Source organism: Rhizobium sp. 62_C5_N11_2 (assembly GCF_051811185.1).
Classification (GTDB): domain Bacteria; phylum Pseudomonadota; class Alphaproteobacteria; order Rhizobiales; family Rhizobiaceae; genus Rhizobium; species Rhizobium leguminosarum.
On record NZ_JBPWPW010000001.1, the window covers coordinates 4,566,563 to 4,586,609 of the forward strand.

Consider the following 20,047-nt stretch of genomic DNA (forward strand, 5'->3'; position numbering starts at 1 on the left):
CATGCGCAAAACCAAGGACCTAAAGTGTGGCAAGCGAATCTGAAAGATCGCGCCACGCTTTAGGATACAAAAAAGGGCGCGGAAGCATTCCCGCGCCCGATATTAAATTTGGAAGGCGGCTTATTCGGCCGCTTCTTCCTTCTTCTTCTCGTTCGGGATTTCCTGGCCGGTGGCCTGGTCGACGACCTTCATCGACAGGCGAACCTTGCCGCGTTCGTCGAAGCCGAGCAGCTTGACCCAGACCTTGTCGCCTTCCTTGACGACGTCCTGCGTCTTGGCAACACGCTCGGAAGCGAGCTGCGAGATGTGGACGAGACCGTCGCGGGCGCCGAAGAAGTTGACGAAGGCGCCGAAGTCGGCGGTCTTGACGACCGTGCCTTCGTAGACCTGGCCAATCTCAGGCTCGGCGACGATCGAGTGGATCCACTTGCGGGCCGCTTCGATCTCCTTGCCAGAGGACGAAGCGATCTTGACGGTGCCGTCGTCCTCGATGTTGATCTTCGCGCCGGTCTTTTCGACGATTTCGCGAATGACCTTGCCGCCGGAGCCGATGACTTCGCGGATCTTGTCGACCGGGATGTTCATGACTTCGATGCGCGGAGCGAATTCACCGAGCTGGCCGCGGCTTTCGGTAATGGCCTTGGACATTTCGCCGAGGATGTGGGCACGACCGCCTTGGGCCTGGCCAAGGGCGACCTTCATGATCTCTTCGGTGATACCGGCGATCTTGATGTCCATCTGCAGCGAGGTGATGCCGTCGGCGGTACCGGCGACCTTGAAGTCCATGTCGCCGAGGTGGTCTTCGTCACCGAGAATGTCGGAGAGGACAGCGAAGCGATCGCCTTCCAGGATCAGACCCATGGCGATACCGGCCACCGGCTTTGCCAGCGGAACGCCGGCGTCCATCAGAGCGAGCGATGTACCGCAGACAGTCGCCATCGAGGACGAGCCATTCGACTCGGTGATCTCGGAGACGACGCGCAGCGTGTAGGGGAACTGCTCGACGGTCGGCAGCATCGGACGGATCGCGCGCCATGCGAGCTTGCCGTGGCCGATTTCGCGGCGACCCGGGGAGCCCATGCGGCCGGTCTCGCCAACCGAGTAGGGAGGGAAGTTGTAATGGAGCAGGAAGCGCTCCTTGTACATGCCCGTCAGGCTGTCGACATACTGCTCATCTTCGCCGGTGCCGAGCGTGGCAACGACGATCGCCTGCGTTTCACCGCGGGTGAACAGCGCCGAACCGTGCGTACGCGGCAGAAGACCGACTTCCGAAACGATCGGACGAACGGTTTCGAGGTCGCGGCCGTCGATGCGGCTCTTGGTGTCGAGAATGTTCCAGCGGACGATCTTTGCCTGCAGGTGCTTGAAGATCGCGCCGACTTCTTCGGCCGTGTACCTGGCGTCGCCTTCCTCGGGGAGGAAGTGTGCCTTCACCTTCGCCTTGACGGCGTCGACGGCGGCGTAGCGGTCGGCCTTCTGGGTGATCTTGTAGGCTTCGCGAAGTTCACCTTCGGCAAGGCCGAGCATCTCGCTTTCGAGAGCGGAGTAGTCTTCCGGCTGGAAGTCGCGCGGCTCCTTGGCGGCAACTTCGGCGAGCTTGATGATCGCGTCGAGAACCGGCTGGAAGCCCTTGTGGCCGAACATGACGGCACCGAGCATGACGTCTTCGTTGAGTTCCTTGGCTTCGGATTCCACCATCAGCACGGCGTCGTAGGTGCCGGCGACGACGAGGTCGAGGCTCGATTCGTCCATCTCGTCGAGATGCGGGTTGAGAACGTATTCACCGTTGATGTAGCCGACGCGCGCACCGCCGACCGGGCCCATGAAGGGAACGCCGGACAGCGTCAGCGCTGCCGAGGTGGCAACCATCGACAGCACGTCGGGATTGTTTTCAAGGTCGTGCTGGATGACGGTGACGACGACCTGCGTGTCGTTCTTGTAGCCTTCCGGGAAGAGCGGGCGGATCGGGCGGTCGATCAGGCGGGAAACGAGGGTCTCGTTCTCGCTCGGGCGGCCTTCGCGCTTGAAATAGCCGCCGGGGATCTTGCCGGCAGCGTAGGTTTTTTCCTGGTAGTTGACGGTGAGCGGAAAGAAGTCCTGGCCGGGCTTCGGCGACTTGGCCGAGACGACGGTGGCGAGAACGACGGTTTCGCCGTAGGTGGCGAGAACCGCGCCGTCGGCCTGACGGGCGATCTTGCCGGTTTCGAGCTTCAGCGGGCGGCCGGCCCACTCGATTTCCACTGTGTGTGTATCAAACATCTCTTGTCCTTCAATGCGGGAGCACGCGCCATCGCCGATATCAAGGCGCAGCGCACAGTCGACCGCAATCAATGTGACGTATCACGGGCAAGACAACGGGAGGCTTTTCATCCTCGGCTTCCTCAGGAGTTCTTGAGAAACCGGGCCAAAGCTCATTGATAAGCCTTGGCCGAAAGCATCCGGCAATCCTGCCCCATGACAGGTCAACGGTTGGTTTGGCAGATCCGGCCCATCCGGGTCTACCGGTCTTTCCACCGCGTAAAATAGGGCGCGGCTGGAACATTTCATCGGGAGCCGTGTCCCGAAACACATCCGGCGGACGCTTGGAAAGCGCCCGCCGGATAATCTTAGCGGCGGATACCCAGGCTGGTGATCAGCTTGGAATAGCGGCCTTCATCCTTCTTCTTGAGATAATCAAGAAGCGAGCGGCGGCTCGAAACCATCGTCAGCAGGCCACGGCGGGAATGGTTATCCTTCTTGTGGTCCTTGAAGTGTTCGGTCAGGTTATTGATGCGTTCGGTCAGGATCGCGACCTGGACTTCCGGAGAACCGGTATCGCCTTCAACGGTCGCATATTCCTTGATCAGCGCAGACTTGCGCTCAGCAGTGATCGACATCGGGTGATCCTTTCTAAGAGGAGGAGATAGAGTCGCCAAAAGCCGGGATGTCGTCCAGCTTTGGCCGCGAATGCAAACGGGCGTACCCGATGCTGGCGCTGCCTATAAACCAAATATGGATCGATGGAAAGAGGGGTCGTCCTTGGCGGCTTCAACGGCCCGCCATGGCGCCCCGGATCATCCCGTCATAGGCTGAAGGATCCTGCAGCATGGCGAAATGGCTCACATCTTTCAGGATGACGAGTTTAGCGCCCGGAATCTGTTTTGCCATCATTTCCGTATGGTCGAGCTTTACGGCTTCATCATGATCGCCGATGGCAAGTGTGACCGGCACCGAGATCTTGCCAAGATCGGCGGCCGTCCAGGCAGGCTGGGTTGCCCACATTTCGGATATCTGCTTGACGAAGGCGTCGTATTCGTTCGGCGTCGGCGACAGCTTCCTGTAATATTCGCCGGCGACGTTGATGTAGTCGTTGAAGACCTTGTCGTTCAACACGTCTGGCTTGACGCCCTCTGTCGTGACATTGGCTGCCTGGGCAATGACCCGCGTCAGCTTCTCCGGATGTTTCATCGCCATGTCGATGCCGATGATGCCACCGTCCGACCATCCGACAAGCGTCACCTTGTCGATCTTCAGATAGTCGAGAAGTGCCACATAATCCGATGTCATCAGGTCGTAACCGAAGGGCTGCTGGCTGCGCGTCGAGCGTCCATGGCCGCGGCTGTCGGCAACGATGACCAAGTGGTCCTTGGCAAAATCGGCGACCTGATGACCCCAGACCTCGGCATTTCCAAGTCCGCCGTGAATGAACAGGATGGGGTCGCCTTCGCCGTATTCGGCGTAATACATCTTGATGTCGTTCACTTCGGCCATGCCGCTCGTCTTTGCCGCCGGCATCGAAGGAAAGGCCGGGAGCTCGGCCCAGCGCTCGGCGGATCGAGCGTTGGCCACGGTCAGGAACATCGAAAAGAACGTCAGTATTCCGATAGCAGTTACGCGCATATTCTTTCTCCTGTCGGGCCACCATGGCCCCTCGGGCCGCTATGGCGGCCCGACAGGGAAGATATCGCATCGTTACCGGCTGACAATCGCTATCGTTGTGGGGTCAGGCGAAAACACGCTTCGGGCGAAATTCGCCCTGGCCGATCTCGCCGATCGCGATCAGCCTGCCGCGGGCGGTCGCATAGGCTTCGCTTTCGGCAACCGGCGCATCGCGGCCACGCACCAGGATCGGGTTGCCCATCTTCAGCCGGTGCGCCTGGTCGTCGTTGATGACGAGATGGGGCAGGGCCGATAGCGCTTCGCAGGTGTCGATCAGCAGCGCGTCGAGGGCCGCCAGCCGCTCGTCCATATCCTCGATCGCCTCCAGTGCCACGAGATCTGCGAGCGGCACCATGGCCTCTTCCGCGAAGGGCGCGACGAAGGTGCGCCGCAGCCCGGACACATGGCCGTAGCAGCCGAGTTCGCGGCCGAAATCGCGCGCCAGCGCCCTGACATAGGTGCCCTTGCCGCATTCCACTTCGAAATGCGCGCTATTGGCGTCCGGGCAGGCAAGCAAGGTCAGCCGGAAGATATCGACCTCACGTGAGGGGATTTCGACGGTTTCGCCTTCGCGCGCCAGATCGTAGGCGCGTTCACCCGATATCTTGATAGCGGAAAACTGCGGCGGCACCTGGCTGATGGTGCCGATATATCGAGGCAGGATATCGCGGATCTGCTGTTCGCTCGGGCGTTTGTCCGAACTCTCAGTTACCTCGCCCTCGAGATCGTCGGTCGCGCGCTCCTCGCCCCAGCTCACCGTGAATTCATAGATCTTGCGGCCATCCATCACGTAGGGAACGGTCTTCGTCGCATCGCCGAGCGCGATCGGCAGCATGCCGGAGGCGAGCGGATCGAGCGTGCCGGCATGACCGGCCTTCTGCGCCTTGTAGAGCCATTTGATCTTGGAAACGGCTTCCGTCGAGCCGAAATCCACCGGCTTGTCGAGGATCAGCCAGCCGGAAATCGGCCGGCCCTTGGGTTTGCGTGGTTTGGACATGCGTCTCTTCTGTTTATTGTTCGTCATTATCGCCGTCGAGGTCGCGGCTCACCTCGGGCGAACGCAGCAGCTCGTCGATCTTCTTGTAGTTGTCGAAGCTGGTATCGTCGCGGAAGCGCACCTCCGGCATGTATTTCATCTGCCGGAGCTGCTGCCCGAGCCGGCCGCGGATGAACCTTGCATTGCGGTTCAACGCCTCGATGACGATGCTGTGGTCTGAAACGCCTAGCGGCGTCACATAGGCGGTAGCGATCTTGAGGTCTGGCGACATGCGCACTTCCGAGATCGAGATCACGGTCGCTTCGATGACGTCATCACGCACTTCGCCGCGCTGCAGCACCTGGGTGATAGCGGCGCGAACCTGTTCGCCAACGCGCAGCATGCGCTGCGAAGGCGCGGAAGAAGTTGCTCTGGTCATTGTTATCTCTATTTGCCGATGCGGCTGGGAATCGAACCCGTCAAAGGAGAGCGTCCATGACTCTTTTGGTCGAAAAGGTCAAGGCGGCAGATGCCCGAAAGCCATCCGCCGGTGGCGGATGGCTTTCGGAAAGCTCAGGCGCAGCAGTTTAGAGCGTGCGCGTGATATGCTCGACGCGGAAGCACTCGATGACGTCGCCGGCGCGCATGTCTTCGTAGTTTTCGAAGGCCATGCCGCATTCCTGACCCATCGGCACTTCGGACACTTCGTCCTTGAAGCGCTTGAGCGTCTTGAGCTTGCCTTCGTGAACGACAACGTCGTTGCGGATGAGGCGGACGCCCGCACCACGTTCGACCTTGCCTTCGACGACACGGCAGCCTGCGACCTTGCCGACCTTGGTGATGTTGAACACCTCGAGGATCTCGGCATTGCCGATGAAGGTTTCGCGCCGTTCCGGAGACAAGAGGCCCGACATCGCTGCCTTCACGTCATCCACGAGGTCGTAGATGATGTTGTAGTAGCGGATTTCGATGCCTTCGCGTTCGGCGAACTGGCGTGCCTGCGTATTCGCACGAACGTTGAAGCCGATGATGGCCGCGTTCGAGGCTTCGGCGAGCGAGATATCCGACTCGGTGATGCCGCCGGCACCCGAATGGACGATGCGGGCGCGGACCTCGTCGGTGCCGAGCTTCTCCAGCGCGCCGGCAATCGCTTCGATCGAGCCCTGCACGTCGCCCTTGATGACCAGCGGGAACTCCTTGATGCCGACGCTCTGGCGCTGCATCATCATCTGTTCCAGCGAACCGCGCTGTCCCGACTGGCGGGCAGCCGCCTTGTCGCGGGCCAGACGCTGACGATATTCCGAGATTTCGCGGGCGCGGCTTTCGCTTTCGACGACGGCGAACTTGTCGCCCGCCTGCGGCGTGCCGGAAAGACCGAGAACCTCGACCGGCGTTGCCGGACCGGCTTCCTTCACATGGTCGCCCTTGTCGGTGACGAGAGCGCGCACACGGCCCCAGACGTCGCCTGCGACGATGATCTGGCCCGGACGCAGCGTGCCCTTCTGGACGAGCACGGTCGCGACCGAACCGCGGCCACGATCGAGCTGGGCTTCGATAACCGTTCCTTCCGCGGTCCGGTTCGCATTGGCCTTGAGATCGAGAATTTCCGCCTGCAGCAGGATTGCCTCGAGCAGCTTGTCGAGGTTCTTGCCGGTCTTGGCCGAAACCTCGACGTCAAGCACTTCACCGCCCATGGATTCCACGAAGACTTCGTGCTGCAGCAGCTGGTTACGGACCTTCTGCGGATCAGCCTCGTGCTTGTCGACCTTGTTGATCGCCACGATGATCGGAACACCGGCCGCCTTGGCGTGGTTGATCGATTCGATCGTCTGCGGCATCACGCTGTCGTCGGCTGCGACGACCAGGATCGCGATGTCGGTCGCCTGCGCACCGCGGGCACGCATTGCCGTGAAGGCGGCGTGGCCGGGCGTATCGATGAAGGTGATCTTCTGACCGTTCTGCTCCACTTGATAGGCGCCGATATGCTGCGTGATGCCACCGGCTTCGCCGGAGACCACGTTGGCATGACGGATGGCGTCGAGCAGCGAGGTCTTGCCGTGGTCGACATGGCCCATGATGGTAACGACCGGTGGGCGCGAAACCAGTTCGCCATCCTCGTCGGAGACGTTGAAGATGCCGAGTTCGACGTCGGATTCCGACACGCGCCTGACCGTATGGCCGAATTCGCCGGCGATGAGTTCGGCAAGGTCGGCGTCAATGACGTCGCCCGGCTTCATCATCTGGCCTTCCTTCATCAGGTACTTGATGACGTCGACGGCGCGTTCGGACATGCGCTGCGACAGTTCCTGAATGGTGATGGTCTCGGGCAGAACCACCTCGCGGGAGATCTTCTCGCGGGTTTCCTGCATCTGACCGCGGCGGAACTTCTCCTGCCGGCGACGCATCGCCGAGAGCGAACGACCGCGGGCATTGTCCTCGCCGTCCACGTTGGCAGTGGTGATCGTCAACTTGCCGCGACGGCGCTCTTCATCCGTCTTCGGACGCGTGGTGACCGGCTTTGCGGGTTCCGGGCGAACGACGCGGCCACGGACCGGACCGCCGCGCACTGCGCCACGATCGTCGTCTTCCTTTTCCTCGCGACGGCCGCGAACGGCGCCGGGGACGGCAGCGCCGGGTGCCGGACGGGCAGCAGGTGCTCCAGCCGCATCGGACCGGCGTGCAGCAGGTGCCGACGATGCGGGCTGCGGCGGCCGTGGCGCGTCGGAGCGTGCTTCGGTCGGAGCCGGTTCTGCGACTGCGGGTTCTGCGACAGCGGGTGCCTCAGCCTGCCGGATAGCCTCTTCAGCGGCCCTGCGGGCAGCTTCTTCCGCTTCGGCGGCCTTGCGGATCACCTCTTCTGCGGCACGGCGCTTTTCTTCCTCGGCGCGGCGGATCGCATCCTGGGCGTCACGCGCCTGGGAGTCGGCAAGCGCGCGGCGCCGGGCGTCCATCTCTTCCGGTGACAGATGGTTCAGCACCACCGGGCGCGGACGATCGTTCTGGCGCGGCGGCTGGTGAGACTGCTGCGCCGGACGCTGGTTCGTCTGGTTGTTGTTGCCCTGCTGAACCCGCGGAGCCGGCGTCGGCTGCTGCGGACGCGCCTGCACGGGTGCGGGCGCCGGTTCGGCTGCGCGGACGGGGGCCGCCGGAGCGACGGGCGTGATCGGCTTTTCATCTTCCGGGCGCATCGGGCGCCGCTTACGGGTCTCGACGACGACCGCCTTGGTGCGACCTCGACCCATATCCTGGCGAACGGTGCCCTGGCTCATCCCCGATGGTTTCAGGGTGAGTGTCTTTTTGCCCGCTACGCTGATTGTCTTGTCGTCGTTACTATCGGTCATTCGTTCCCGTTCCTTCGGACAGGGAGCGATGACTAGATCAGACCCTGTCGTTCAATACTGTCGATCAATGAGTATGGGACCGGCCGATGCCGGTGACCGCCTCATTGTTTTTGCCGGCCAGCGCCGCCCGCTGCCCGGGACTGACCGCCAATACGGTACTGTTCGAGCATCTTTGCGCGCTTCACTACACCTTCACCCGCCTGCCCTGCAAGCACTGCGGCATGGATAAAAGCATTCTGGCCCATCAGGCCTTCCATTTCGCTCTCCGAGAAGAGACGGAAGGAAGGTATCTCCTCCTCGGTCTCCATTCCGAGGTGCCAGGCCTTGCGGGCCTGGTCGATTTTCCGGACGCCGTCGTCCGCTGCCCCAGTCGCGTGGAACACCGCAAGGGCTGCTCCGCTTCTAACCGCGGCATCCACTTTCGAGGATCCACTGACGAACTGGCCGGCTTTCCGCGCCATGTTCATCATCTGCATCAGTTGCGCCGCGAGCAGCCGATCGACACTCGCGCCGAGATCGTCCGCCGCCTTTACATCCGTCTTCAGTGCACGGGCGAAGAGCTTCTTCGCCACTGCCCTGTCGACCAGCGACCGGTCGATCTTCACCCAGCATCCACGTCCCGGAAGCTCGCGCTTCAGGTCGGCGACAACTGTTCCATCGGGAGCGGCGACGAAGCGGATCAGCTCTTCCGGCGATCCGCTTTCGCGCGTCACGATACACATGCGTCCGTTCACGTCATAACCTGCAAGATCGTCGTCCTCGAGAGGAGCGTCCGGTTCATGCGCGGTCATCATGCTTCTTGTTCGGCTTCGGTGACCTCTTCTTCGGTCCCCTTATCCAGGTCCTCTTGCGTGATCCAGCCGGCCGAAAGGCGGGCCTGGACGATCATCTGTTCTGCTTCGACGCGCGACACGTCGAACTTCGAGAACAGACCCTCGAACTTCTTCGTTTCGCCGTTCTTGCGCTCCGTCCAGCCGACGAGATCGTCGGCAGCACATCCGGCAAAGTCCTCGATCGTCTTGATGCCGTCTTCGCCGAGCGCCACCATCATCTGGGCGGTCATGCCGTTGATTTCACGCAGTTCGTCCTGAACACCGAGCGCCTTGCGCTTCTCGTCCATCTCGGCTTCGAGACGCTCGAGGAATTCGCGGGCGCGCTGCTGGATTTCCTGCGCCGTTTCCTCGTCGAAACCGTCGATCGAAGAGATTTCGTCGAGATCGACATAAGCCAGTTCTTCAACCGCGGCAAAACCTTCCGAAGCCAGAACCTGGCCGACCATCTCGTCGACATCGAGCGAATCCATGAACAGGTTGGTGCGCTCGTTGAATTCCTTCTGGCGGCGTTCCGATTCCTCGGCCTCCGTCATGATGTCGATATCCCAGCCGGTCAGCTGCGAGGCGAGGCGGACGTTCTGGCCGCGGCGGCCGATCGCAAGCGACAGCTGCTCGTCGGGAACGACGACTTCAATACGCTCTGCATCCTCATCGAGAACGACCTTGGCGACTTCGGCCGGCTGCAGGGCGTTGACGACGAAAGTCGCCGGGTCCTGCGACCACGGAATGATGTCGATCTTCTCGCCCTGGAGCTCGCCGACGACGGCCTGAACGCGCGAGCCGCGCATACCGACGCAGGCGCCGACCGGATCGATCGAGCTGTCGTTCGAGATCACCGCAATCTTGGCGCGCGAACCCGGATCGCGGGCGACCGACTTCACCTGGATGATGCCGTCGTAAATCTCCGGCACTTCCATGGTGAAGAGTTTCACCATGAACTGCGGATGCGTGCGCGACAGGAAGATCTGCGGGCCGCGCTGCTCGCGACGGACATCATAGACGTAGGCACGGACGCGGTCGCCATAGCGGACGTTTTCGCGCGGGATCATTTCGTCACGGCGGATGATGCCTTCGCCACGGCCGAGATCGACGATGACGTTGCCGTATTCGACGCGCTTGACGGTACCGTTGACGATTTCGCCGACGCGATCCTTGAATTCGTCGAACTGGCGGTCACGCTCGGCTTCACGCACCTTCTGCACGATCACCTGCTTGGCGGACTGTGCGGCGATACGGCCGAAATCCATCGGCGGCAGCGGATCGGCGATGAAGTCGCCGAGCGCAGCGTCCGGGTTGCGGTCGCGAGCAAGCTCCAGCGGGATCTGCGTCGAATAATCCTCGGCCTTCTCGACGACTTCAAGCAGGCGCTGCAGACGGATTTCGCCGGTCTTCGGATTGATGTCGGCCCGGATGTTGGACTCGGTGCCGTAACGGGAGCGTGCCGCCTTCTGGATGGCATCGGCCATTGCGGCCAGCACGATCTCGCGGTCGATGACTTTTTCGCGCGCCACTGCATCTGCGATCTGCAGAAGTTCGAGCCGGTTCGCACTGACTGCCATTGTCTTGTTTCTCCGTCTTTACTCGCCGGGTTCCCGTCCCTAGAGCGGTCTGTTGATCGGTTATTCTTCGTCTTCTGCTTCGTTCTGGTTGGCGGCCTGGGCTTTCGCCAGCTTATCGGCGCGCAACGCATCGCGGATCAGGTCGTCGGTCAGAATGAGCTTCGCATCGCTAAGCGCCGTGAAGGGAATGGTGACCTTCTGCTCTTCCCCATAGGCAACCTGGTCACGCTCGAGCGTGAAACCATCTGCGCCTGCTTCGACGATCTTGCCGCGGAAGCGCTTGCGATTGTCGATCAAGATCGACGTCTCGCATTTTACAAGGTGGCCCTGCCAGCGGACGAAATCGGATTTCCGCACCATCGGACGGTCGATGCCGGGCGAAGACACTTCCAGATGATACTCTTTATCGATCGGATCTTCCACATCGAGGACGGGAGAAATCGCCATCGAGACTTCTTCGCAATCCTGAACCGACATCGTGCCGTCGTTGCGTTCGGCCATAACCTGCATCGTCGCGCCGTTCTGGTTCAGCATACGGACGCGGATAAGCCTAAAGCCGATGCCGACGAGAACGGGTTCGATGATATCGGCAAGACGCTGGTCGAGCCCTGTTTCGGTAATCAGCCGCGGCTCAAGTTCGTTGTCTGCGTTTGTCATGTCCGACAAGCGGTGCGCTCCTCGCAATTTCATGCTGTTTAAGCGATCGCGGTAATAAAAAAGAGCGGGTCCTTGCGGCCCACTCTTCATCAAGCGATCAAGAATTTGAGAGCCATATAGTCGGGTTTTTCCGAAATTGCAAGGTCTGCGACCGATTCGGCCAATTCCCTTCCGGCGACGTGAACAGGCCTATGGCCAGCGCCGGTCTTGCGCATATATTGCCGTTGGCGCGCAATAACAAAAGCGGGAGAAATCGTGGCCTACACTTCGTCGACATTGGCGCCTTTGCGGCACGATACCTACCGCACCATCTGGTTTGCGAGCCTTTCTTCGAATTTCGGCGGCCTGATCCAGGCGGTCGGAGCCGCTTGGATGATGACCACGATCACCGCCTCGGAGGACATGGTCGCACTGGTGCAGACCTCGACGGCGCTGCCGATCATGCTGTTTTCGCTGATATCGGGCGCTCTGGCCGACAATTATGACCGCCGCCGGGTCATGCTGACGGCGCAGTGTATGATGCTCACCGTCTCGGCGCTGCTGACGGCCTCAGCTCTTCTCGGCTGGATCACGCCCTGGCTGCTGCTCTTCTTCACCTTCCTAATCGGCTGCGGCACCGCGCTCAACAATCCCTCCTGGCAGGCCTCGGTCGGCGACATGGTGCCGCGCGCCGATCTGCCGGCCGCGGTCACGCTGAACAGCATGGGTTTCAACATCACCCGCAGCGTCGGCCCGGCAATCGGCGGCGTCATCGTGGCGGCTGCCGGCGCGGCCGCGGCCTTCGCGGTGAACACGCTGAGTTACCTCGCGTTGATTTATGCGCTGCTGCGCTGGCGGCCAGCCGCGCCCGTCTCGACCCTGCCGCGGGAGGCACTCGGCAGCGCCATCTTCGCCGGCCTGCGTTATGTCTCGATGTCGCCCAATCTCGAAAAGGTCCTTGTCAGAGGGCTGCTCTTCGGCATCGGTGCCAGCTCGATCCTGGCGCTGCTGCCGGTCGTCGCCCTCGATCTCGTTGCCGGCGGGCCGCTGACCTATGGTTTCATGCTCGGCGCCTTCGGCATCGGCGCGATCGGCGGCGCGGTGCTGAATGCCAGGCTTCGCGAGGTGCTTTCCAGCGAGATGATCATCCGCCTCTCCTTTGCCGGCTTTGCACTGAGTGCTGTTATCGCAGCCTTCAGCCCGAGTGCCCTCCTCACCTCTGCCGGGCTGCTCGTCTCCGGCGCCTGCTGGGTCTCCGCACTTTCGCTCTTCAACACCATCGTTCAGCTTTCGACGCCGCGCTGGGTGGTCGGCCGTGCGTTGTCGCTTTATCAGACCGTCACCTTCGGTGGCATTGCCGGCGGCAGCTGGCTGTGGGGCATTGCCGCCGATCGCTATGGCGTCGCCGATGCGCTGCTGATGTCATCCGTCGTCATGCTGCTCGGCATCGCCATCGGCCTGCGTCTTTCGATGCCGGCCTTCGCCTCGCTCAATCTCGACCCGCTGAACCGCTTCACCGAGCCGGCCCTCAGTCTCGACATCACGCCACGCAGCGGGCCGATCGTCATCCAGGTCGATTACGAGATTGCCGATGAGGACCTTGCCGAGTTCATGGAATTGATGGGCGAGCGCCGCCGTATCCGCATCCGCGACGGGGCCCGCAACTGGGCGCTGATGCGGGATCTAGAAAATCCCAGCCTTTGGACGGAAACCTACCATACGCCGACCTGGGTCGAATACATAAGACACAACCAGCGGCGCACGCAGGCCGATGCCGAAAACACCGACAGGCTTCGTGCGCTTCACCGCGGCGAAGGTCCGCTGCATGTCCACCGGATGATCGAACGCCAGGCCATTCCACCGGGTGACGACGTCTTCCACAAGGCGCCGATCGATCTGCATCATTGAGATCAGCTATGCATAGATCAAGCATGTACAAATTCAGGCTCGCCCACACGTCCGATCTTGCTGCCATCGTCCGGCTTCTGGCCGATGACGATCTCGGCGGCACCAGGGAGATCGTTTCTGATCCCGTCGACGCGCGTTATCTCTCGGCCTTCGCTGCGATCGAGGCGGACGCCAATCAGCTTCTGGCCGTCGCAACCGATGCGGCCGATCGGGTCGTCGGCTGTCTGCAGCTGAGTTTTGTTCCAGGCCTTTCGAGGACAGGCATGTGGCGCGGCCAGATCGAAAGCGTGCGTGTCGCAAGCGATCTTCGCGGCTCAGGCCTCGGCTCGCACTTCATCGAATGGGCGATCGCCCAATGCGCCGAGCGTGGCTGCGGCCTCGTGCAGCTGACATCGGACAAGACGCGAGGGGATGCAATCCGCTTCTACGAGAAGCTCGGTTTTGTCGCCAGCCATGAAGGTTTGAAACGCAATATCTAAAGCCGGTTACTTCAGCTTGCCCTTCATCGTGGCCTCCGGAAAACATGTCGGCTTCAGGCCGTTCTTTGCCTGCCACTGGCCGATCGAGCGCCGCGTCTTGTAGCCCGGCAGGCCGTCGGAACCGCCGACATCATAGCCCTGCCGTTCCAGCGCCTTCTGCATGGCGGCGACGTCCGAGCGCAGCATCTTGCCGACATCGCCCCATCTGCCCTGAAAGGCGGCGCCATTATAGGCGATCCGGTCGGCGAGATTGCCGATATAGAGCGCGTAGAGATCGGAATTATTATATTCCTTGATGATGTAGAAATTCGGGGTGACGATGAATTCCGGTCCGTCGCGGCCGGCCGGTACCAGCATCATGCCCTCAGCCTTCATCTCGCCTGAGGGAAAGCCCTTGCCGGAGATGCGGTCGATGCCGAGCGAGGCCCAGTGCGACAGCGGCTTTGCCAGATCGGGTCCCTCCTGTGCGCAGGAGACCGCCTCCGGTATCGACACCTCGAAGCCCCAGTCGCGGCCGCGCTGCCAGCCTTTTTTGACCAGGTAATTGGCGATCGAGGCGAGCGTATCCGGCACCGAGGTCCAGATATTGCGGTGACCGTCGCCATCGAAATCCACCGCATATTTCAGATAGCTGGTCGGCATGAATTGCGGCTGGCCGAGTGCGCCCGCCCACGAACCCTTGAAATTGGCAGGTGTGACGTCGCCGCCGTCGAGAATATGGAGTGCGGCCACCAGCTCGGTACGGAACATCTCCTTGCGCGTCGACATGAAGGCCTTGGTCGCCAGCACCTCGATCGCCGAATTCGGGATCTTCGCCGCACCGAAGCCCGTCTCCCGGCCCCAGATAGCCAGCACGATCGAGCCCGGCACGCCATAAGTCTTTTCGATCCGCTTCAGCGTCGAGCCATATTGGGCGGCAAAGCCGCGTCCCGTTGCGGCAAGCTTCTTCAGTTGGTCTTCGTTGAAATAGGGAGCGGGCGAGGAAAACTCGGCCTGCGTCTGCTTCTGTTCCTTCGGCGGCGGGAAGCCCGGCGGAGCGAGATCGGGCAGGCTCCAGTTCAGCGTGATGCCAGAGAAAGCTGCTTGAAAGACCTTCTCCGAAATGCCGTTGGCCTTCGCCTCCGGCCAGAGGTCGCTCTGCACCCATTTCTCGAACTGCGCCTCGACATCGGCTTTCGAAGTGGCCGCGTAACAGGAGAGGGGCAAGAGAGCTGCCGCCAACGCGAGTGCGAATATCCCCGTGCTCTTCGGCATAGACAAGCCTCTCATATCACCGTCCGCGCCCGAAGTGCCGCCGCAAGCGTGCCCTCGTCGAGATAGTCGAGTTCGCCGCCGACCGGCACGCCATGCGCCAGCCGTGTGATCTTCACGTCGAGCCCCTGCAACTGATCGGTGATGTAATGCGCCGTCGTCTGTCCCTCGACTGTGGCGTTGACCGCGATGATCAGTTCCCGGATGCCGCCTTCGCCGACCCGGTCGATCAGGCCGCGAATATTGAGATCGTCAGGACCGACCCCGTCGAGCGGTGACAGCGTGCCGCCGAGCACATGATAGGCGGCGTTCATCGCGCCTGCCCGCTCCAGCGCCCAGAGATCCGATACGTCCTCGACGACAATGATGACGGATTGATCGCGTTGCGTGTCGGTGCAGACAATGCAGGGATCGACCGTATCGACATTGCCGCAGCGCGAGCAGATCTTCACCTTGTCATAGGCCTCGCCCATCGCATTCGACAGCGGGCCGAGCAGCTGGTCTTTCTTCTTGATCAGATGCAGTGCCGCCCGGCGCGCCGAGCGCGGCCCGAGGCCCGGCACCTTCGCCAGAAGCTGGATGAGTTTTTCGATTTCGGGGCCGGTGACTCGTTTTGCCATGCGCCGTTCTTAGCTGATATGGAACGGAAACGGAATCGCGGAAGGATTGCCCGTCTCATGAAAATCCTGGCCTTGTGCACCGGCAATCCCGAAAGACTGCCCGGCAAGAGCTACAAGACCGGCATCTTCAAACATGCCGTCAATGGCGCCGTGGTGATCGACGCCGAAGGTCTTGTCGGCGATGCGATCTGCAACCGCAAACACCATGGCGGCGTCGACCAGGCTGTGTATGTCGAGGGATCGCTGACACTCGATTGGTGGAGCAGGGAGCTCGGCAGGCCTTATGAACCCGGCACATTCGGCGAGAACATGGTGATATCGGATCTCGACAATCGCGACCTCGCAGTCGGCGACCGTTTCGTCGCCGGCGATTTCGTCCTCGAAGTCACGTCATGCCGCATTCCCTGCGCCACCTTCGCCGCCAGGATGGCCGATCCGACATTCGTCAAGCGCTATACGGACGCCGCCCGTCCCGGCATCTATTGCCGCGTCATCAAAGGCGGTGTGGTCGAGGCCGGAATGCCGGTCGACCATCGGCTTTTTACGGGAGAGAAGGTGACGATGCCGGAGCTGATGAAAACCCTTGGCCGGCGGCTTTCGGAGGCGGACTGGGCGCGATATCTCGCCTCACCGATCCACAACAAGCTTCGAGCGTTGTTGGAAGCCGGGCGCTGACCACTGGGCATAGGCGGCGTATCGATCAAAACGGCAACTTGAAGCCGGGCGGGATCGGCAGGCCGGCCGTCAGCGCCTTGGTCTTTTCAGCGGCCAGCGCCTCGGCCTTGTCCTTGGCGTCCTTGTGGGCGGCGACGATCAGGTCCTCGAGGATCTCGACGTCGTCTTCCTTGAACAGCGACGGATCGATCTTCAGGCTCTTCAGCTCACCCTTGCCCGATATGACGACGGCGACGAGCCCGCCGCCCGCCTTGCCTTCGGCCGTGAGCTCGGCGATCTCCGCCTGCATCTGCTCCATCTTGGCCTGCATTTCCTTGACTTTGCCCATCATGCCCATGATGTCGCGCATCGTCTCGCTCCTTGTTGAAACTTTAGAATTCTATGTCGTCGCCGGGCAGGATGTCACCTTCCTCGGATTCGGCGGCGGCCGGCGTCGTCGCCTCGCCTTCCTCCTCCGGTTCGGGCGCCCGTACGCGCACGTCGATGATCTTGGCACCCGGAAAATGCGCAAGGATTGCCGCTACGTCAGGGTCCTGGCGCGCGTCGATCACATGCTGTTCCCGGGTCCTGGCCTCCGCTTCAACAAGCGTCGGCTGGCCCTCGTCGCGGCTGAGGCTGACGATCCAGTGGATGCCGGTCCATTCCTTCAGCTTGACGGCAAGCTCGTTGAGCAGCGTCGTCGGCGCACCGGGAGCCAGGCTGACGTCGAGCCGGCCGGCTTCGATCCGCACGGGGCGCAGGAAGGTGCGCACCATCGCCTTCAGCTTCGGATCGCGTTTCTCGGTGGCGAGGTTGACGATATCATTGACCGAATTGACCGGGACGAGCGGCTTTAGGGCTTCCGCCGGTTTTGGCTCGATCCGCCCGACAGACATCGTCTCGGGCTGGCTGCTCGGCACGGCACGCAGCATCGCCACCGGCGCCGAAGGCTGTGGCGGGCTCGGTGCGGTTTCCGCGGCACGCGCCGCGACACTGTTCTGATAGGAAACCCGTGTCCCGTTGCCGCCGCCATTGCCGGACGGCGGAGCCGCAGGCCGCGGGCCGGAATTGTCGCCGGAAAATTCAGCAAGCCGCCGCGCCGCATCTTCGGGCGCCGGCAGATGCGCGGCATGTGCAAGCCGGATCAGCACCATCTCGGCGGCCCCTGCCGTCCGCGACGAGCCTTCCGTTTCCGGAATGCCCTTCAGCAGCATCTGCCAGATGCGCGACAGCGTCGTCACCGCAACGCCCTTGGCGAATTCCGCCGCCTTGGTGCGTTCGACCTCGCTGAGCGAAGGATCGTTTGCCGCATCCGGCACATATTTCAGCCGCGTCACCAGATGGGTGAAATCGGCAAGGTCGGTCAGCACCACCACCGGATTGGCGCCGGCTTCGTATTGGTTCTGGAACTCGCCGAGTGCGGCGGCCACATCGCCTTTGACGATATGCTGGAAGAGATCGACGATCCGGGCGCGATCGGCAAGGCCGAGCATGCCGCGCACGGCTTCCGCCTGCACGACGCCCGCGCCATGGGCGATCGCCTGGTCGAGCAGCGACAGGCCGTCGCGCGCCGAACCTTCGGCAGCACGCGCGATCATCGCCAGCGCGTCGGCTTCCGCCTCGATGCCTTCCTTGGCGGCGATCGTCGTGAACAGCCCGACGAGATCGGAGGCGCTGATGCGGCGCAGGTCGAAACGCTGGCAGCGCGATAGCACGGTGATCGGCACCTTGCGGATTTCGGTGGTGGCGAAGATGAACTTCACATGCTCCGGCGGCTCTTCCAGCGTCTTCAACAGGCCGTTGAAGGCCTGCGTCGACAGCATGTGCACTTCGTCGATGATATAGACCTTGTAGCGCGCCGAAACCGGCCGGTAGCGCACCTGCTCGATGATCTCGCGGATATCGTCGATACCGGTATGGGAGGCGGCATCCATCTCGATCACGTCGACATGCCGGCCTTCCATGATCGCCTGGCAGTGCTCCCCCGGCGTGCGAAGGTCGATCGTTGGCTTGTCGATTTCCGATGTCTTGTAGTTCAGCGCCCGCGCCAGGATGCGCGCCGTCGTCGTCTTGCCCACACCGCGCACACCCGTCAGCATATAGGCTTGCGCGATGCGGCCGGTTTCGAAGGCGTTGGTGAGGGTACGGACCATCGGCTCCTGGCCGACCATCAAGTCTGTGAAATCCTTGGGGCGGTATTTGCGAGCCAGCACCCGGTATCCGGTGCCCGTCGAGGCGGCATCTTTTGATTGTCGCTCGGTGTCGCTCATCGCCCTGCTTGTCGCCCGGATCGTCGGGCACTTCGTGGAGAGAAGGTGGGAGGCTGGCACGATGACCCGTGCCGGGCTCGTTAGGGCTGCTTCCTTCCGGACCTGACCCGGTTGGCGAGTGGCTCGTCCACCACCAACCTCCCGGATGCACATATCGGCAATATCGTCATCAAAAGCAAGCCAACATGCAAAAAAACTGCTAGTCGTTGGAAAACATGAGGAGAATGCCCTTTGAAAGGTTTCGCGCTTGACCCTCGGCTGGAAAACGACAGCGTCAGCATCATGGTCACCGGTCTCTGCGATCTGAGATTGTCGAGGGATGCCCGCTGGCCCTGGCTCATTCTCGTGCCGCGCCGGGCTGGTATCACGGAAATCTTCGAGCTGACGCCGCTCGACCAGGTGCTGCTTGCCTTCGAGACGGAGCTGGTCGCCAAGGCGCTGAAGGAAATCACCGGCGCGACAAAAATCAATGTCGGGGCTCTTGGCAATATCGTCCGCCAGCTTCATGTTCATATCATTGCCCGCTTCGAAGGCGATGCCAACTGGCCGGGTCCCGTCTGGGGCTTCGGGCGCGCGGAGCCCTACGAGGACGGAAAGAGAGACGAATTTAGAGCGAAGCTGCGGGAAGCCCTTTCATCATGAGTCATTCGCTTTTCGATTCGGATGTGCCGCATCCGGAACCCAGCAATCTCACGGCCTTTGCCGCCAACGACCTCAATCGCGATTCCGAACATCGCGATGAACAATCCGTCGAAAAGGCGCTGGCAAAGGAAGGCACCCATATCTTCGCCTTCGCGGGGGATAAGCTGGTGCTGAAGCATGACGGCCAGGTGCTCGACCCGCTCTTTGCCCGCTATGAGCTGCAGGGATTGCAGCCGGATTGGGATGAAACGGTGCTTCTCGGCTACCGGAAGACCGGCGAGCCGCGCCTTGCCGTTCCCGTCGGCATCGATGTCGACGACCTCACCAGCCAGTACAAGCCTGCCGACGGCCGCACGCTGTTTCGCGAAATGCTGATCGACGAAGTGTTGCTCGGCGAATTCGCCCAGGCCGCAAGCCTCATCCGCTGGAACGGCGACAATCGCTTCTGCGGCCGCTGCGGCTCGGCGATGGAGATCCACATCGGCGGCTACAAGCGCGTCTGCGCCGCCTGCGAGCACATGATCTTCCCCCGAACCGACCCCGTGGTCATCATGCTGACGATCGATGAGCAGCGCGACCTCTGCCTGCTCGGCCGCAGCCCGCATTTCGCGCCCGGCATGTATTCTTGTCTTGCCGGCTTCCTCGAACCCGGCGAGACCATCGAGAACGCCGTGCGTCGCGAAACGCTGGAGGAATCGGGCATCCGCACCGGCCGCGTCCGCTACCACGCCTCGCAGCCCTGGCCGATGCCGCATTCCCTGATGATCGGTTGTTACGCCGAGGCGAAATCCACCGAAATCAGCCGCGATGAGACGGAACTGGAGGATTGTCGCTGGTTTACCCGCGAGGAAACGATCGAGATGCTGGAACGCCCGAGCGCGACAGGCAAGGCCTCGCCGCCGAAAGGGGCGATCGCCCACCGCCTGATGCGTGACTGGGTGGAGTGGAAGCGGTAGCGCC

18 protein-coding genes and 1 other RNA gene are annotated in these 20,047 nt (G+C 62.0%); 5 read left to right on the forward strand and 14 right to left on the reverse strand.

Annotated features, from left to right (window positions below):
* Positions 1-120: 120 nt before the first annotated feature.
* The 9 genes from pnp to rimP all read right to left on the reverse strand — a co-directional run bounded on the left by pnp (position 121) and on the right by rimP (position 11,293).
* Complete coding sequence (gene pnp / locus AB8B31_RS22300) at positions 121-2,259, reverse strand: polyribonucleotide nucleotidyltransferase (protein WP_026188572.1); 2,139 nt, start codon at positions 2,257-2,259, stop codon at positions 121-123.
* Positions 2,260-2,606: 347 nt separating this feature from the next.
* Positions 2,607-2,876 carry a 30S ribosomal protein S15 gene (gene rpsO, locus AB8B31_RS22305; protein WP_003544317.1) on the reverse strand — a complete coding sequence of 90 codons (270 nt, stop codon included), beginning with the start codon at positions 2,874-2,876 and terminating at the stop codon, positions 2,607-2,609.
* A 151-nt stretch (positions 2,877-3,027) separates the two neighbouring features.
* Positions 3,028-3,879 carry an alpha/beta fold hydrolase gene (locus AB8B31_RS22310; protein ID WP_065277615.1) on the reverse strand — a complete coding sequence of 284 codons (852 nt, stop codon included), beginning with the start codon at positions 3,877-3,879 and terminating at the stop codon, positions 3,028-3,030.
* 103 nt (positions 3,880-3,982) lie between these two features.
* Entirely contained in the window at positions 3,983-4,915 is a 933-nt protein-coding gene (gene truB, locus AB8B31_RS22315; RefSeq protein ID WP_018244259.1) for a tRNA pseudouridine(55) synthase TruB, read from the reverse strand.
* Positions 4,916-4,928: 13 nt separating this feature from the next.
* Positions 4,929-5,333 carry a 30S ribosome-binding factor RbfA gene (gene rbfA / locus AB8B31_RS22320; protein WP_017966457.1) on the reverse strand — a complete coding sequence of 135 codons (405 nt, stop codon included), beginning with the start codon at positions 5,331-5,333 and terminating at the stop codon, positions 4,929-4,931.
* A 148-nt stretch (positions 5,334-5,481) separates the two neighbouring features.
* Complete coding sequence (gene infB / locus AB8B31_RS22325) at positions 5,482-8,235, reverse strand: translation initiation factor IF-2 (protein WP_065277616.1); 2,754 nt, start codon at positions 8,233-8,235, stop codon at positions 5,482-5,484.
* Positions 8,236-8,336: 101 nt separating this feature from the next.
* Entirely contained in the window at positions 8,337-9,029 is a 693-nt protein-coding gene (locus AB8B31_RS22330) for an RNA-binding protein (RefSeq protein WP_017989926.1), read from the reverse strand.
* On the reverse strand, positions 9,026-10,627 hold the full coding sequence (nusA, locus tag AB8B31_RS22335; RefSeq protein WP_018244263.1) for a transcription termination factor NusA: 1,602 nt from the start codon (positions 10,625-10,627) through the stop codon (positions 9,026-9,028). The genes AB8B31_RS22330 and nusA overlap by 4 nt, the downstream gene beginning before the upstream one ends.
* 60 nt (positions 10,628-10,687) lie before the next feature.
* Entirely contained in the window at positions 10,688-11,293 is a 606-nt protein-coding gene (gene rimP / locus AB8B31_RS22340; RefSeq protein WP_018244264.1) for a ribosome maturation factor RimP, read from the reverse strand.
* Between the two features lie 198 nt (positions 11,294-11,491).
* Between rimP and AB8B31_RS22345 the strand changes: the two genes are divergently transcribed.
* Together AB8B31_RS22345 and AB8B31_RS22350 are read left to right on the forward strand one after the other, a co-directional pair.
* Positions 11,492-13,171, forward strand: a complete 1,680-nt coding sequence (locus AB8B31_RS22345; RefSeq protein ID WP_197730794.1) for an MFS transporter — start codon at positions 11,492-11,494, stop codon at positions 13,169-13,171.
* A 23-nt stretch (positions 13,172-13,194) separates the two neighbouring features.
* Positions 13,195-13,650, forward strand: a complete 456-nt coding sequence (locus AB8B31_RS22350; protein ID WP_065277618.1) for a GNAT family N-acetyltransferase — start codon at positions 13,195-13,197, stop codon at positions 13,648-13,650.
* Between the two features lie 6 nt (positions 13,651-13,656).
* Here AB8B31_RS22350 and AB8B31_RS22355 read toward each other — a convergent pair whose 3' ends face one another.
* Positions 13,657-14,904, reverse strand: coding sequence for a lytic murein transglycosylase (locus AB8B31_RS22355; RefSeq protein WP_065277619.1), 1,248 nt, complete (start codon positions 14,902-14,904; stop codon positions 13,657-13,659).
* 11 nt (positions 14,905-14,915) lie between these two features.
* Positions 14,916-15,521, reverse strand: coding sequence for a recombination mediator RecR (gene recR, locus AB8B31_RS22360; RefSeq protein ID WP_003555792.1), 606 nt, complete (start codon positions 15,519-15,521; stop codon positions 14,916-14,918).
* Between the two features lie 57 nt (positions 15,522-15,578).
* Here recR and AB8B31_RS22365 point away from each other — a divergent pair, with 57 nt between their 5' ends.
* Complete coding sequence (locus AB8B31_RS22365; protein ID WP_065277620.1) at positions 15,579-16,196, forward strand: MOSC domain-containing protein; 618 nt, start codon at positions 15,579-15,581, stop codon at positions 16,194-16,196.
* Positions 16,197-16,221: 25 nt separating this feature from the next.
* Here the strand turns inward: AB8B31_RS22365 and AB8B31_RS22370 are convergent, their stop codons facing one another.
* From AB8B31_RS22370 to ffs, 3 genes are all read right to left on the reverse strand, one after another.
* A complete protein-coding gene (locus tag AB8B31_RS22370) occupies positions 16,222-16,545 on the reverse strand; it encodes a YbaB/EbfC family nucleoid-associated protein (RefSeq protein ID WP_003555794.1) in 324 nt (107 codons plus the stop codon).
* Between the two features lie 22 nt (positions 16,546-16,567).
* Positions 16,568-18,445: a DNA polymerase III subunit gamma/tau gene (locus AB8B31_RS22375; RefSeq protein WP_065277621.1), complete on the reverse strand. Its 1,878-nt coding sequence runs from the start codon at positions 18,443-18,445 to the stop codon at positions 16,568-16,570.
* A gap of 45 nt (positions 18,446-18,490) precedes the next feature.
* Positions 18,491-18,587: signal recognition particle sRNA small type (gene ffs / locus AB8B31_RS22380), an RNA gene on the reverse strand.
* An 89-nt stretch (positions 18,588-18,676) separates the two neighbouring features.
* Here ffs and AB8B31_RS22385 point away from each other — a divergent pair.
* Positions 18,677-19,087: an HIT domain-containing protein gene (locus AB8B31_RS22385; protein WP_065277622.1), complete on the forward strand. Its 411-nt coding sequence runs from the start codon at positions 18,677-18,679 to the stop codon at positions 19,085-19,087.
* On the forward strand, positions 19,084-20,043 hold the full coding sequence (gene nudC, locus AB8B31_RS22390) for an NAD(+) diphosphatase (RefSeq protein ID WP_065277623.1): 960 nt from the start codon (positions 19,084-19,086) through the stop codon (positions 20,041-20,043). Before AB8B31_RS22385 ends, nudC begins: the two co-directional genes overlap by 4 nt.
* Positions 20,044-20,047 lie beyond the last annotated feature (4 nt).

Bases quoted from the DNA above. Each gene is read 5' to 3' on its own strand.
- pnp (WP_026188572.1), bottom strand. From the start codon at position 2,259: ATGTTTGATACACACACAGTGGAAATCGAGTGGGCCGGCCGCCCGCTG.
- rpsO (WP_003544317.1), bottom strand. From the start codon at position 2,876: ATGTCGATCACTGCTGAGCGCAAGTCTGCGCTGATCAAGGAATATGCG.
- AB8B31_RS22310 (WP_065277615.1), bottom strand. From the start codon at position 3,879: ATGCGCGTAACTGCTATCGGAATACTGACGTTCTTTTCGATGTTCCTG.
- truB (WP_018244259.1), bottom strand. From the start codon at position 4,915: ATGTCCAAACCACGCAAACCCAAGGGCCGGCCGATTTCCGGCTGGCTG.
- rbfA (WP_017966457.1), bottom strand. From the start codon at position 5,333: ATGACCAGAGCAACTTCTTCCGCGCCTTCGCAGCGCATGCTGCGCGTT.
- infB (WP_065277616.1), bottom strand. From the start codon at position 8,235: ATGACCGATAGTAACGACGACAAGACAATCAGCGTAGCGGGCAAAAAG.
- AB8B31_RS22330 (WP_017989926.1), bottom strand. From the start codon at position 9,029: ATGATGACCGCGCATGAACCGGACGCTCCTCTCGAGGACGACGATCTT.
- nusA (WP_018244263.1), bottom strand. From the start codon at position 10,627: ATGGCAGTCAGTGCGAACCGGCTCGAACTTCTGCAGATCGCAGATGCA.
- AB8B31_RS22350 (WP_065277618.1), top strand. From the start codon at position 13,195: ATGTACAAATTCAGGCTCGCCCACACGTCCGATCTTGCTGCCATCGTC.
- AB8B31_RS22355 (WP_065277619.1), bottom strand. From the start codon at position 14,904: ATGCCGAAGAGCACGGGGATATTCGCACTCGCGTTGGCGGCAGCTCTC.
- recR (WP_003555792.1), bottom strand. From the start codon at position 15,521: ATGGCAAAACGAGTCACCGGCCCCGAAATCGAAAAACTCATCCAGCTT.
- AB8B31_RS22365 (WP_065277620.1), top strand. From the start codon at position 15,579: ATGAAAATCCTGGCCTTGTGCACCGGCAATCCCGAAAGACTGCCCGGC.
- AB8B31_RS22370 (WP_003555794.1), bottom strand. From the start codon at position 16,545: ATGCGCGACATCATGGGCATGATGGGCAAAGTCAAGGAAATGCAGGCC.
- AB8B31_RS22375 (WP_065277621.1), bottom strand. From the start codon at position 18,445: ATGAGCGACACCGAGCGACAATCAAAAGATGCCGCCTCGACGGGCACC.
- nudC (WP_065277623.1), top strand. From the start codon at position 19,084: ATGAGTCATTCGCTTTTCGATTCGGATGTGCCGCATCCGGAACCCAGC.